The sequence below is a fragment of the Sulfitobacter sp. TCYB15 genome, assembly GCF_040435955.1.
Classification (GTDB): Bacteria; Pseudomonadota; Alphaproteobacteria; order Rhodobacterales; family Rhodobacteraceae; genus Sulfitobacter; species Sulfitobacter pontiacus.
The window spans coordinates 2,409,304-2,422,002 of record NZ_CP159193.1 but is presented as its reverse complement, the minus strand read 5'-3'; the positions used below and the strand labels follow the sequence as shown (position 1 = coordinate 2,422,002).

Here is a 12,699-nt window from a genome sequence, read left to right as displayed (position 1 = left end):
GCGAAGCCGCGGGCTGCTGTTTACATATGTCGAAATTCTAAATTCGAAGGGGCATTCAGATGGCCAAGATCACTTATGTAGAACACAATGGCACCGAACATGTCGTCGATGTGGCCAATGGCCTGACCGTCATGGAAGGGGCCCGTGACAATAACATCCCCGGGATCGAGGCCGACTGCGGCGGTGCCTGCGCATGCTCCACCTGCCACGTCTATGTGGATCCCGACTGGGTCGAAAAAGTGCCCGCCAAGGACGACATGGAAGAAGATATGCTCGACTTCGCGTTCGAGCCCGATCCCGCCACGTCCCGCCTGACCTGCCAGATCAAGGTCACAGACGCGCTGGACGGCCTGCGCGTGAAAATGCCCGAAAAGCAAATCTGATGCGACGGCTGGCGCGACATATCTCGTCGCGCCTTTTGCCGATCGTTGCGGCATGCGTGATCAATGCGCTGCCCGCTTCTGCGCAAGACATCGCCCGCGCTAGCTTTGGTGATCCGACCACACGCTATGATCACGGCGTATTGGGCGATGCGGTCGAATGGGGCAGCCTGACGCTGGGCTTGGCTGACGGCACCAGCCGCCGCATAATCTTGCCCCAAGTCCTTGTATTCGAAGACACATCGCCCCGGATTGCGGATCTGGATGGTGATGGCCAACCCGAAGTGATCGTGGTTGAAAGCCATCAGTCCAAAGGTGCGCGGCTTGCGGTCTATGGCGCGTCCGGGCGCATCGCGCAGACGCCTTTTATCGGGCGGAAAAACCGCTGGCTTGCCCCGATTGGTGCTGCGGACTTCACCGGCAATGGGCGGCTCGAGATCGCGATCGTCGTCACCCCGCATCTGTCCGGTTCGGTGCAGCTGCTCGCTTACGATAACAGCGGCCTCACCGTCATTGCTACGGCAGAGGGGTTCACCAACCACCGCATCGGTGATCCGGAAATCGCGGGGGGAATCCGCACATGCGGCCCACACCCCGAATTGATCCTTGCGCAGATGCCGTGGCAGCACAGTGCGCCATCGCAAATGGTGGCCCTTCAGCTTGACGGCAAAACGCTAAGCCCGCGAAGCTTCGACGTGCCCTTCACCGCCGGCAATATCGCCGCCGCCCAAGCCTGTACGCTCAGCCCAAACTAAGCACAGACCTGCTTCCAAATGGTTAAAAATCCTGGGGGTCCGGGGGCGAGCCCCCGGTCCGTCGCGTCAAACCAGCAGGCCGCGCCCTCAGGACAGCGCACGCCAGCCGATATCGCGGCGGTAGAACCCGCCCGGCCAGTCAATTGCCTCGACCATCTCATAGGCGCGTGCCTGTGCCTCGGCCAGGGTGTCGCCGCGCGCCGTGACGTTCAGTACCCGTCCGCCGATGGCCGTTATCGCCCCGTCTTTCTTGGCGGTGCCCGCATGGAACACCATGTTGCGGCTGTCTTCGGGGAGGGCATCCAACCCTTTGATAACGCTGCCCTTGTCATAGCTTCCGGGATAGCCTTGCGCGGCCATAACGATGGTGACAGCGTGATCGTCGGCCCAGTTCACGCGGGCCTCGTTCAGCCGCCCTTCGGCGGCGGCATGCATCAGGTCAAAAGCCTGCGCGCCAAGACGCATCATCAGGACCTGACACTCAGGGTCGCCAAAACGGGCGTTGTATTCGACCAGACGGGGGGCACCGTCCTTGATCATCAAACCGGCATAAAGCACCCCTTGGTAGGGCGTGCCGCGCTTGGCCATTTCGGCCATGGTCGGGCGGATTATTTCTGCCAACGCACGTTCGGCGATCTCGTCGGTCAGCACCGGCGCGGGCGAATAGGCCCCCATGCCGCCGGTGTTAGGGCCGGTATCGCCGTCGCCGACACGTTTGTGGTCTTGGGCTGTGCCGATCGGCAGTACGGTGTCGCCGTCACATAAAACAAAAAAGGACGCTTCTTCGCCGTCCATAAACTCTTCGATCACCACCTCTGCGCCCGCGTCGCCGAAGGTGCCGTCGAACATCGTATCGACGGCGGCCAGCGCCTCCGCATCGGTTTCGGCGATGATTACGCCTTTGCCCGCTGCAAGGCCGTCGGCCTTGATCACGATCGGAGCAGGGTGGTCGGCCAGATAGGCCCGCGCAGCCTCTGCGTCGGTGAAATGCCCATAGGCGGCAGTGGGGGCGTTTGCGGCGTCGCAAATCTCTTTCGTAAAGGCTTTGGAGGCTTCCAGCGCCGCGGCCGCTTTTGACGGGCCAAACACCAATACGCCGGCAGCGCGCAGATCATCGCCAACGCCTGCGGCAAGGGGGGCTTCTGGCCCGATGATGACGAAATCGATGTTGTTTTCATCGACAAAACCGACCACCGCCGCCCCGTCGTTGATGTCGAAACTGGCGCAATCCGCGATGGCGGCGATTCCGGCATTGCCCGGTGCCACGATCAGCTTGTCGCATTTAGGATTTTGCAATACGGCCCAGGCCAGGCTGTGTTCGCGCCCGCCGCTGCCCAGAATGAGGATGTTCATGGTTGCACTCCCTTGGCCTTGGTTGCTGCGCGTTCTAAGCTGGGACTGAGCCCGACACAAGATAAACACGGAAAGACACCGCTGATGGATCTGATCGACGACCCGCGCGAGGGGCAGAACAGCCCCGAATTCACCGTGACCGAGCTTTCGGGCGCGATCAAACGGGTGATCGAGGGCGAATTTGGCCATGTGCGGATTCGCGGCGAGGTGGGGCGTGTCAGCCGGCCACGTTCGGGGCATATCTATCTGGACCTCAAGGACGACAGTTCGGTTATTTCCGGTGTGATCTGGAAAGGCGTGTCAGCACGGCTTGAAACCCAACCTGAAGAGGGGATGGAGGTGATTGCCACGGGGCGCATCACCACCTTTGGCGGGCAGTCGAAATACCAGATCGTGATCGAGGATATCAAACCCGCGGGCATGGGCGCGCTGATGGCGTTGCTGGAAAAACGCAAGGCGGCGCTGGCGGCCGAGGGGCTGTTCGCCCCTGAACGCAAACGCCCGCTGCCCTACCTGCCAGAGGTGATCGGCGTCGTGACCTCGCCCTCGGGGGCGGTGATCCGCGATATCCTGCACCGTCTGCGCGACCGGTTTCCGCGCAAGGTGCTGATCTGGCCCGTCGCCGTGCAGGGGGCGAAATGCGCGCCAGAAGTCGCGCGGGCCATTGTGGGGTTCAACGCGCTGACCCCGGGGGGTGCCCTTCCACGGCCTGATCTGTTGATTGTGGCGCGCGGCGGCGGTTCGGTCGAGGATCTATGGGGGTTCAACGAAGAGATCGTCGCTCGGGCAGCCGCAGCATCCGACATTCCGCTGATTTCGGCGGTGGGGCATGAAACCGATACCACGCTGATCGACTATGTCTCTGACAAGCGCGCGCCGACACCGACGGCGGCGGCCGAACTTGCGGTGCCTGTGCGCCATGAACTTGTCGCCCTGCTTGATGGGCAGGAGGCACGGATGACCCAAGCGCTCAGCCAGGGCCTTGCGCGCCGCGACCAGCGGTTGCGCGACATGGCGCGCGCGTTGCCTCGGCCCGACAGCCTGCTTGATGGTCCGCGCCAACGGCTCGATATGCGCGGCGCCCGTCTGGGTCCGGCGCTGACCGCGGGTGTGCAGAAACGCAAGGTGCATCTCTCTGACATCTCTGGCGCGTTGCGCCCTGCCACCCTGCGCCGCAGTATTCAGGCAGAGCAACGCAGGCTGGCCGCCCTGGCCGATCGCTTCCGCCCCGAGGCATTGGGCCGCGAGCAAAAGCGCCGTCTTGAGGGTTTGATCGCCCGTTTCCGCCCCGACGCGTTTGAGCAGGACCGCAAGCGGAAAGAGGAAGCCTTTCAATCGCTTGCGCGGCGACTTTCAGATGCCGGGCAACGGCAGACCCAAGGCTGGCACAAACAGATTGCAGGGCTTGACCGTCTGCATGAAATGCTGAGCTATAAATCGACGTTGGCACGGGGGTACGCCGTGGTGCGCGGCGACGGGGGCGTGGTGACAACCAAGCAGGCGGCGCAGGATGCTTCGGCGCTCGAGATTGAATTTATCGACGGCAAGATGAAGATCGGCGGCGGGGCGGCGCCCAAAAAGACCCCCAAGAAAGCGCCCGAACAAGGCAGCCTCTTCTAGGTCTTAGACCCCTACTTTCGGGCCGAGGCAGGTGAAATCCTGACCGCTGTCTTGCGCCTCGTAAAGCTCGGTGGTGGTCGGGTCGTTTTCGAACTGCGCGATCAACCCGGACGCCCCTTCGCGAAAGCGCCAACACTGGGGTGTCGGGTTCTCGTCATAGGTAAAGCAAATCTTTCCCGTATCTTCGTACCAGCTGCCTGACTTGCATTCACCGTCCAGAAAGGACCATTCGACGCGCCGGTTGCTCAGATACCGCTCCGCACCGTAGGTCTCTCCGTTTTGGGCGTAGAACAGGGTTTTGCCCCGTGTATAGGCGTCAAATTCTGCCGCCGACATCATGGATTGCGCGGCCAGAGGGGCGGCCTGTGTCAGGGCGAGGATCAGGGCAAGCTGTTTCATAGCCGCAGCGTGCCAGAAACCCGAGGCGTGATCTAGTCTTGATCGCGAACCGGCTGCCAACGCGCAACACGGCGGTCCATCACCCGACGCCACAGCGGTGGGACCAGCGCCAGCACTGCCATCACCGGCAGGGATCGTGGTAGCATCGGCATGGTGCCAGGTGTCAGCTTTAGCGCCGGAAAGGCGCGCGAGGGGCGCATGTGATGGTCCGAATGGCGCGGCGCATTCAGCATCATCGCCGAGGAATACCACGCAGGCGCATTCCAACTATGCTGCGGGCCCACGGGCTCGGGCTTGCCATTTTCGGATATTTTGCGGCGCAGGCCATAGTGTTGCACATAGTCGGAAAGCAACAGCTGCATTTGCGCATAGACCGCCAGCGCCAGCATCGCAACGACCCCGCGTGCTCCGGCCACTGCAAAGCTGGCGGCGAGGGTGATCAACGCACCGGCGACATAGGTGACATAAGGGTGTGACAGCAGGTGCCGTTTTCCACGCCGCTGCCGCGTATCAGCCCGTAGCCCGGCCATAAACTCGCCTTTTAGGGCGCGCAGGGCATAGGTATAGAAGCCTTCGCCCAATCTGGCCGAATTCGGATCATGCTCCGTTGCGACGTAGATGTGATGCACGCGCAGGTGGGCCGACACGTGATGGCCGTGCAAAAGGCTGCAATAAATTGCGGTGCCGATCCGTCGGGGCCATTTCGATGCGGCGTGGATCAGCTCATGCGCGTTGGAGTTCGAGATCTGGCCAAGAAACAGACCAAGCCCGATATAAATCAACAGCTTGTCGGTCACCTTCAACGCGTCGCTTGCGCCCAGCGCCCAGACCCCAAGGGGTAAAAGCGTGAAATGCACAGCGCCCAGTGTCAGGCTTAGAACACGACCCGAAGAGTTTCGCACTGGCAGTCGGCGAGATAGCCTATCAAGGCAAAACACGACCACAGTGATCGACAGCAGCGCGATCAGGGGCCAGGGGCCGCCGCGTAGACAGGCGAGAAACAGAAATATCGCTGGGGTCAGGCTGGCGATGCTGTACCAGAACATAGGGCGGCTCCGCTGGGGACCCGTGTTTCTTATACGCGAAACGGCGCGTGGAAAAGGGCCTAGGTCGCCGCAGGTACCGCGTAAAGTGCTGCGGATTGGTCGCTTTTACTCTGCGCAAGCTGATGCGGCTTTGATAGCGTGATGCGAAAGCGATACAAAAGGGCAGCCCGATGGCGTTGGATAATCATGATACCTCAGATGCAAACGCACCGCGCAAAGGTGTGTGGAAATCCGGCAAGGGTAAGGGGCGTAGCCACACCAAGGGGCGCCAGCTGCAAGAGGACGCGTGGGATGAGGTGCGCGCCCTATTGGCGGATAAACCGCGACGCGCCGATCTGCTGATTGAGCATTTGCATCTTATTCAAGATAAATTCGGGCATCTTTCTGCGGCGCACCTACGCGCTTTGGCCGAAGAAATGCGCATGAGCATGGCCGAAGTTTACGAAGTCGCAACGTTCTATGCCCATTTTGACGTGGTGAAAGAGGGGGAAACACCACCGCCCGCGTTGACCATACGGATTTGCGATTCTCTGTCCTGCGAATTGGCCGGTGCGCAGGCGTTGAAAACCGCACTGGAAGATGGGTTGGACGCGTCAGAGGTGCGTGTCGTGCGTGCGCCTTGTATGGGGCGTTGTGATACGGCACCGGCGCTTGAGATCGGGCATAACTTTGTCGACCACGCAACGTTGGAAAAGGTGAAGCAGGTCATCGCGGCAGGCGATACCCATGTGCATGTGCCCGACTACGAAGCTTTCGACGCCTATGTCGCTGGCGGGGGGTATGAGGCGCTCAAGAAACTGCGCCGTGACGGCGATTGGGAGGACGTGCAGCAAAACCTGCTCGACGCTGGTTTGCGGGGCCTTGGCGGCGCTGGTTTCCCGTCGGGCAAGAAATGGGGGTTCGTGCGGGATAATGCGGGCCCGCGCTATATGGCGGTCAACGGCGATGAGGGGGAGCCCGGCACCTTCAAGGATCGCTGGTACCTGGAACGCGTCCCACATCTTTTCCTAGAGGGGATGCTGATCGCTGCCTGGGCCGTAGAGGCAGAGAAAGTGTTCCTCTATATGCGGGACGAATACCCGCAGGTGCTCGCGCTCCTTCGGACAGAGATTGCGGCGCTCGAGGCTGCAGGCATTGTTCCCGCAGGATACATTGATCTGCGGCGCGGTGCGGGGGCTTATATCTGCGGTGAAGAATCCGCGATGATTGAAAGCATCGAGGGCAAGCGTGGGCTGCCGCGGCACCGTCCCCCCTATGTGGCGCAGGTGGGTATCTTTGGTCGGCCCACCTTGGTGCATAACGTTGAAACCCTGCATTGGGTGGCGCGCATCTGCCGCGAAGGGCCCGAGGTGCTGAGCAGCACGGAAAAGAACGGGCGTAAGGGCCTGCGCAGCTATTCGGTATCCGGGCGCGTTGCCAAACCGGGGATGTATGAACTGCCTGCGGGATCCACGATCACCGATGTCATCGAGGCTGCGGGTGGCATGGCCGACGGGCACCGGTTCAAAGCCTATCAACCGGGTGGGCCATCCTCGGGGCTGCTGCCCGCTGCGATGGATGATATACCACTCGACTTTGATACATTGCAGCCGCACGGGTCTTTCATCGGCTCTGCAGCTGTCGTGGTGCTGTCGGACCAAGACAGCGCCAAAGCCGCAGCGTTGAATATGCTACGTTTTTTTGAGTATGAAAGCTGCGGGCAATGCACCCCCTGTCGCGTGGGCTGCGAAAAGGCCGTCAAGCTGATGCAGGCGGACCGCTGGGATAAATCCCTGCTGGAAGAGCTCTCGACCGCTATGGTCGATGCCTCTATCTGCGGGCTGGGGCAGGCAGCGCCGAACCCGATCCGCCTAGTGATCAAACACTTCGCGGACGAGGTTTAGAACGGGATAGCCACCGCGCCAGAGGGGGAATTAGTTCTGCACCACCAAACAGGTGCACCCGGTTGCGCGCATGCTGTCGCACAGGCGCTGGGCGTCGGTGCGGGTGTTGCTGCCGTATTGCCCAAAGTAGAATCCCTTGCGGCGCGACACGCGGTTTTTCTTGAACAGGAAATCCAGACGCCGTCCTTTCACCGCGCTGCGACAGCTTGCTGTCTGGGCATTGGCTTTATCCCGCGCGCGGTCCTTGCTGGTCCCGAAGGATACCTGAACCCCCCAGGGTTTGATCACCGGGGCAGGGGGTGTCACCTTTAGGGCGGTCACCCGACGATTGCGTGCCATCTCGTAGCAGGCGGAAAGGAAAGGTTGCGTTTTCGATAGCCGGAAATCGGGCGTTTTGGGCGGCGCATCGCGCCATTGCTCGGCGTCCAGACCGGTGATGATGGGGACATAGGCGACCGTCTCGGGGGCGAGCCCCTTGCCGTCCAGAAACCCCTCTGCACGTCGTTCGCCGCCATTGTAGCCGATCGCGGCCAGCCCTTCGTTCCCGTATTTCTGCGTCATTTCAGCCAGATACTGGGCAGAGTGTTCCAGTGCGTCAGCTGGATTATACGGGTCTTTCAGCCCGCGCAACGCGGCGGTGGAGGGGATAAACTGCGCAATGCCGCGCGCATTGGCGTGGCTCAAGGCGTTTTGGTCAAACCGGCTTTCTTGCCAGATGAGCCGCGCGAAAAATCCGCTGTCCAGCCCGTGCCGCTCGGAAAAGACCTTGGTCGCGTTGCACGTGTCATACACGAAATGCGCAGGGCGGATGCAGTGGGCATGGCCCCATTTGGTGCTGGAACAGTAACGCTGGTCCGGCTCGGCCTGCGCCGCCCCAGCCATCAGTATCACCCAGAGCACCCATAAAAACCGCATGCAGACTTGGTGCGCGACGGGCACCTTGCTGTCAATTGCTCTTGTCGCCCTTCCATCCCGCGGGTCGAGCCTATAGATCATAGAAAACGCCTGACAATTCGGAGAGCGCGCTTGGCCTTTTTTCAAAAGCTGAAATCCAAAATGTTCAAATCCTCGTCCAAGATCGACGAGGGGCTTGAGGCGATTGTCGAAGATGGCGGGGCGACGGATACCCCTGAAACGGTGGATGAAGTTCCCGTCGATCAGGTGATGGATGCGCCGCAGGCCGCGGCCCAAGCATTGCCCGAAGCGGTGGATGATGAACCCGCACCGATGCCCGCGGATGAAGAGGATACGCCCGCGCCCGTGCCGCTGCGCGAGACGATGACCCCCGTGGCCCCCGATCTGGTGCCCGCAACCCCTGAGCCTGCACCGGCCAAGCCCGGTCTGATGGGCCGCTTGATGGGACGCAGCGCCGCGGCCCCTGTTGTGCGGCGTGTGCTGGATGACGAGATGCTCGAACAGCTCGAAGAGCTGCTGATCTCGACCGATATGGGCGTGGATACGGCCCTGCGCGTCACCGCGAATATGGCTGAGGGGCGCTTTGGCAAGCGTCTGTCTGTGGACGAGATCAAGCGCCTCATGGCGACAGAGGTCGCGCGGATCATGGACCCGATTGCCAAGCCCTTGCCGATCTATGCCAAGACACCGCAGGTGGTGCTTGTAGTGGGGGTAAACGGGTCGGGCAAGACGACCACAATCGGCAAGCTGGCCAGCCAGTTCAAAGCCGCGGGCAAGAACGTCGTGATCGCCGCCGGTGACACATTTCGCGCCGCCGCTGTTGAACAATTGCAGGTCTGGGGCGACCGTGCCGACGTGCCGGTATTGACCGCAGGGCAGGGGTCTGACCCGGCGAGCCTTGCGTTTGACGCGATGACACAGGCGGAGCGTGACTGCGCTGATCTGCTGCTGATTGACACGGCCGGGCGATTGCAGAACCGCGGCGACCTGATGGAAGAACTGGCCAAGATCGTGCGGGTCATTCGCAAGAAAGACCCAAGCGCGCCGCATAATACTCTGTTGGTGCTGGATGCGACGACAGGGCAGAATGCGCTCAACCAAGTGAAGGTTTTTCAGGAAATTTCAGATGTTTCCGGTCTGGTCATGACCAAGCTGGACGGCACGGCCAAGGGCGGTGTGCTGGTGGCGCTTGCGGATAAGTTCGGGCTGCCGATCCATGCCATCGGCGTGGGCGAGCAGATCGACGATCTGCAGCCCTTTGACCCGCAGGAGTTTGCGGATGCCTTGATGGGGCTGGACCCGCAGTGACGCAGCATAAAGGTTCGGCGACATGACCGAATGGATCAGCCAGATTGAAGGCACCGCAGCGGGGCACCAAGCGGCGCTTTGGCTTGCGCTGGCCGCGGCTTTTCTGCACGCCGTTTTTGGCGCGCTTCAGAAAGGGCGGCATGATCCGTGGTTGACCCGCGGGGCGATCGACTTTTCCTATTGCCTGATGGCAGCCCCCTTTGCACTGTTTGTCGTGCCGTGGCCCGAGCCCCATATGTGGGTCATTTTTGCCGGGGCTTGGGCGATCCATATTGTGTACAAGCTGTTACAGGCCTGGGCCTACACCAAGGGGGCCTATACGGTCGTCTACCCTGTGGTGCGCGGCACGGGGCCCTTGTTCACCGTGATCGGCGCCTACCTCATTTTTGGAGAGAGCTTTTCGGGCGTGCAATGGTTGGGCGTTGCGGTGCTGGTGGCCGGCATCTTCGGGCTGGCGCTGTATAACTTTGTCTACCTCGTGTCCGAACGCGATACGCTGAACGCGGCCCTTGGGCTGGCGGTGCTGACGGGGCTTTTCGTGGCGCTTTATACCACGTTCGACGCCTATGGCATCCGCGCGACGGACAACCCGTTTACCTTTCTGGCGTGGTTTTTCATGATCGACGGGTTGGTCATGCCCGTGATCGCCGCGCGCCGCTGGCTGCGGATGGAGGATCGCCCCGAGCTTGGCCCGTTGATGACCCGTGGCGTGGCCGGTGGCTTTGTCGCCTTTTTCAGCTTTGGCTCGATCATGCTGGCGACCCGTCTGGACAAAGTGGGCGAGGCCGCGGTGCTGCGTGAAACCTCGACCGTGTTTGCGGCGCTGATCGGATGGTTGGTGCTGAAAGAAACCGTAGGCCCGCGCCGTATTGCCCTGATGGCGCTGATCGCGCTTGGCGCGGTGATCGTCGAAATGGGCGGATAACTGGAGAGCAAGATGAGCACGACACGCGAGATAAACCCTTTCGTCAAATCGGCGCTGGAATACGGGCCGGTGCTGATATTCTTTGTCGCCTATCTGCGCTTCAAGGACGAGACCTTCACCCTGTGGGGCACTGACTACAGCGGCTTTATCGTGGTCACGGCGGCCTTTGTGCCGCTGTTGATCCTCTCGACGGGCGCGCTGTGGGCGCTGACGGGCAAGATCAGCCGCATGCAGGTTGCCACAGTCATTCTGGTGACATTGTTCGGGGGCCTGTCGGTTTGGCTGAATGACGAGAGGTTCTTTAAAATGAAGCCGACCGCCATCTACCTTTTGTTTGCAGTGCTGCTCGCGATCGGTCTGGCGCGGGGGCAATCCTATCTCAAGTTCGTGATGGAGGAGATGATGCCTCTGAATGACGCCGGCTGGATGATCCTGACCAAACGGCTGATGCTGTGCTTTTTCGGTCTGGCGCTCGCGAACGAGCTGATCTGGCGCTTTGCCAGCACCGAGACTTGGGTGTATTTCAAGACATTCGGGCTGACGGCGGCGGTGTTTGTGTTTTTCATGACGCAAGGGCGGCTGTTCCAGACCTATGGTTTGGAAAAAGACGAAAACTAGGACGGGGGCCAGCCCCCGCTGCCCCGTATGGGGCAGCACCCCCGGGATTTACGGCCATTTGGAAGGCGGCTTTCTGTTAGAGTTGACGCGAGCGGGCGAGGGGCGTAGCAGATGACATGTGGCGATTTGATACCGGATTGCGGGCCACGGGCAGAGTAACCTGCCAAATTCCGCTAAAAGGTCAGGATGAAAGCCCCCTTTCGCTTGACCGCGTCTGGGGTTTTTTTACGCCCGCTGCACGGCGGGACAGGAAGGATGAGAGAATGAGCGTTGATTGGAAACCACGGACCAAGGCTGTTCACAGTGGCACCCGCCGCAGCCAGTATAACGAAGTGTCCGAGGCCGTGTTCCTGACACAGGGTTTTGTCTATGACAGCGCCGAACAGGCCGAGGCGCGGTTCCAGTCGCTGGGGGATGACGAGTTTATCTATGCCCGCTATGGCAACCCCACGGTGCGCATGTTCGAGGACCGGATCTCGGGCCTTTTGGGGTATGAGGATTGTTTCGCCTGTACCTCTGGTATGGCGGCGGTCAGCGGCGCGCTGACATCGCTGCTGAAAGCAGGCGATCACGTGGTCGCCGCGCGCGCCCTTTTCGGGTCGTGCCTATATGTGCTGGAGGATATCCTGGCGCGTTTCGGGGTCGAGGTGACCTTGATCGACGGCACGGATAACGCGGCCTGGGATGCGGCCATTCGCCCTGACACGACCATGGTCTTCTTCGAGAGCATTTCGAACCCCACCCTGGAAGTCGTTGACATGCGCCATGTGGTGAAAGCGGCCCATGCCGTCGGCGCGCTGGTGCTGGCGGATGACGCGATGGCGACGCCGGTATTTTCCTATGCCAAGGAATGTGGTGCGGATATCGCCATTATCTCGACCACGAAACATGTGGACGGGCAGGGGCGTATGCTGGGCGGTGCGATTTGCGGCCCCAAAGAGCTGATCCGCGGACCCGTCGAAGCCTATATGAAACACACCGGCGGCGCGATGAACCCGTTTACCGCCTGGACCCACCTCAAGGCGCTTGAAACCATCGACCTGCGTGTGCGTGCCCAAGCGGATGCCGCCTATAAGATCGCTGATGCGCTGAACGGGCACCCCAAGCTGAGCGCTGTGCGCTATCCGACGCACCCCAGCCATCCGCAGCACGCGCTCGCCACGTCTCATGCGCCGTCGGCGGGGACCGTCTTGGCGGTAGAGGTCAAGGGCGGTAAGGACGCGTGTTTTGCATTCCTTAATGCGCTCGAGATTATCACCATCTCGAACAACTTTGCCGATGCGAAATCCATCGCGACCCATCCGGCGACCACCACGCACCAGCGTTTGCCGGATGACCAGAAGGCCACGCTGGGGATCAGCCCCGGCCTTGTGCGCTTGTCTGCGGGGCTTGAGGACGTGGATGATCTGATTGCCGATATCCGTCAGGCGCTGGACACATTGAAGTGATCACTCGGGGGCTTTGCCTGCTTGGCTGGACGGAGCATTGGTAAAGCCC

At 61.2% G+C, this 12,699-nt stretch carries 12 protein-coding genes; 8 read left to right on the top strand and 4 right to left on the bottom strand.

All coding sequences use genetic code 11. The features are described 5' to 3' along the window. Window positions 1-59 precede the first annotated feature (59 nt). Both ABM428_RS11565 and ABM428_RS11560 read left to right on the top strand, forming a co-directional pair. On the top strand, window positions 60-383 hold the full coding sequence (locus ABM428_RS11565; protein WP_005854231.1) for a 2Fe-2S iron-sulfur cluster-binding protein: 324 nt from the start codon (window positions 60-62) through the stop codon (window positions 381-383). Further along, entirely contained in the window at window positions 383-1,135 is a 753-nt protein-coding gene (locus tag ABM428_RS11560; RefSeq protein WP_353627963.1) for a VCBS repeat-containing protein, read from the top strand. The genes ABM428_RS11565 and ABM428_RS11560 overlap by 1 nt, the downstream gene beginning before the upstream one ends. A gap of 87 nt (window positions 1,136-1,222) precedes the next feature. Here ABM428_RS11560 and purD read toward each other — a convergent pair whose 3' ends face one another. Beyond that, window positions 1,223-2,488: a phosphoribosylamine--glycine ligase gene (gene purD, locus ABM428_RS11555; protein ID WP_353627962.1), complete on the bottom strand. Its 1,266-nt coding sequence runs from the start codon at window positions 2,486-2,488 to the stop codon at window positions 1,223-1,225. A gap of 84 nt (window positions 2,489-2,572) precedes the next feature. Here purD and xseA point away from each other — a divergent pair, with 84 nt between their 5' ends. Further along, complete coding sequence (gene xseA / locus ABM428_RS11550; protein WP_353627961.1) at window positions 2,573-4,108, top strand: exodeoxyribonuclease VII large subunit; 1,536 nt, start codon at window positions 2,573-2,575, stop codon at window positions 4,106-4,108. Between the two features lie 3 nt (window positions 4,109-4,111). Here xseA and ABM428_RS11545 read toward each other — a convergent pair whose 3' ends face one another. After that, window positions 4,112-4,507: a hypothetical protein gene (locus tag ABM428_RS11545; RefSeq protein WP_353627960.1), complete on the bottom strand. Its 396-nt coding sequence runs from the start codon at window positions 4,505-4,507 to the stop codon at window positions 4,112-4,114. Window positions 4,508-4,539: 32 nt separating this feature from the next. Then, window positions 4,540-5,553: an alkane 1-monooxygenase gene (locus ABM428_RS11540; protein WP_353627959.1), complete on the bottom strand. Its 1,014-nt coding sequence runs from the start codon at window positions 5,551-5,553 to the stop codon at window positions 4,540-4,542. A gap of 170 nt (window positions 5,554-5,723) precedes the next feature. Between ABM428_RS11540 and ABM428_RS11535 the strand changes: the two genes are divergently transcribed. Further along, window positions 5,724-7,436, top strand: a complete 1,713-nt coding sequence (locus ABM428_RS11535; protein WP_132997347.1) for an NAD(P)H-dependent oxidoreductase subunit E — start codon at window positions 5,724-5,726, stop codon at window positions 7,434-7,436. 30 nt (window positions 7,437-7,466) lie between these two features. Here ABM428_RS11535 and ABM428_RS11530 read toward each other — a convergent pair whose 3' ends face one another. Beyond that, window positions 7,467-8,318: a lytic transglycosylase domain-containing protein gene (locus ABM428_RS11530; RefSeq protein WP_353628352.1), complete on the bottom strand. Its 852-nt coding sequence runs from the start codon at window positions 8,316-8,318 to the stop codon at window positions 7,467-7,469. 144 nt (window positions 8,319-8,462) lie between these two features. On the opposite strand from ABM428_RS11530, the gene ftsY reads away from it, so the two are divergent. From ftsY to ABM428_RS11510, 4 genes are all read left to right on the top strand, one after another. Next, window positions 8,463-9,659 carry a signal recognition particle-docking protein FtsY gene (ftsY, locus tag ABM428_RS11525; protein ID WP_132997345.1) on the top strand — a complete coding sequence of 399 codons (1,197 nt, stop codon included), beginning with the start codon at window positions 8,463-8,465 and terminating at the stop codon, window positions 9,657-9,659. A gap of 22 nt (window positions 9,660-9,681) precedes the next feature. Continuing rightward, a complete protein-coding gene (locus ABM428_RS11520; protein ID WP_005854206.1) occupies window positions 9,682-10,584 on the top strand; it encodes a DMT family transporter in 903 nt (300 codons plus the stop codon). 12 nt (window positions 10,585-10,596) lie between these two features. Next, entirely contained in the window at window positions 10,597-11,202 is a 606-nt protein-coding gene (locus ABM428_RS11515) for an inner membrane-spanning protein YciB (protein ID WP_132997344.1), read from the top strand. A gap of 263 nt (window positions 11,203-11,465) precedes the next feature. Next, window positions 11,466-12,650 (top strand): aminotransferase class V-fold PLP-dependent enzyme, encoded by a 1,185-nt coding sequence (locus tag ABM428_RS11510; protein ID WP_132997343.1) that lies wholly within the window; start codon window positions 11,466-11,468, stop codon window positions 12,648-12,650. The last annotated feature ends 49 nt before the right edge of the window (window positions 12,651-12,699 follow it).

Coding starts and splice junctions, on each gene's coding strand:
- ABM428_RS11565 (WP_005854231.1), top strand. CDS start 60: ATGGCCAAGATCACTTATGTAGAACACAATGGCACCGAACATGTCGTC.
- ABM428_RS11560 (WP_353627963.1), top strand. CDS start 383: ATGCGACGGCTGGCGCGACATATCTCGTCGCGCCTTTTGCCGATCGTT.
- purD (WP_353627962.1), bottom strand. CDS start 2,488: ATGAACATCCTCATTCTGGGCAGCGGCGGGCGCGAACACAGCCTGGCC.
- xseA (WP_353627961.1), top strand. CDS start 2,573: ATGGATCTGATCGACGACCCGCGCGAGGGGCAGAACAGCCCCGAATTC.
- ABM428_RS11545 (WP_353627960.1), bottom strand. CDS start 4,507: ATGAAACAGCTTGCCCTGATCCTCGCCCTGACACAGGCCGCCCCTCTG.
- ABM428_RS11540 (WP_353627959.1), bottom strand. CDS start 5,553: ATGTTCTGGTACAGCATCGCCAGCCTGACCCCAGCGATATTTCTGTTT.
- ABM428_RS11535 (WP_132997347.1), top strand. CDS start 5,724: ATGGCGTTGGATAATCATGATACCTCAGATGCAAACGCACCGCGCAAA.
- ABM428_RS11530 (WP_353628352.1), bottom strand. CDS start 8,318: ATGGCTGGGGCGGCGCAGGCCGAGCCGGACCAGCGTTACTGTTCCAGC.
- ABM428_RS11520 (WP_005854206.1), top strand. CDS start 9,682: ATGACCGAATGGATCAGCCAGATTGAAGGCACCGCAGCGGGGCACCAA.
- ABM428_RS11515 (WP_132997344.1), top strand. CDS start 10,597: ATGAGCACGACACGCGAGATAAACCCTTTCGTCAAATCGGCGCTGGAA.
- ABM428_RS11510 (WP_132997343.1), top strand. CDS start 11,466: ATGAGCGTTGATTGGAAACCACGGACCAAGGCTGTTCACAGTGGCACC.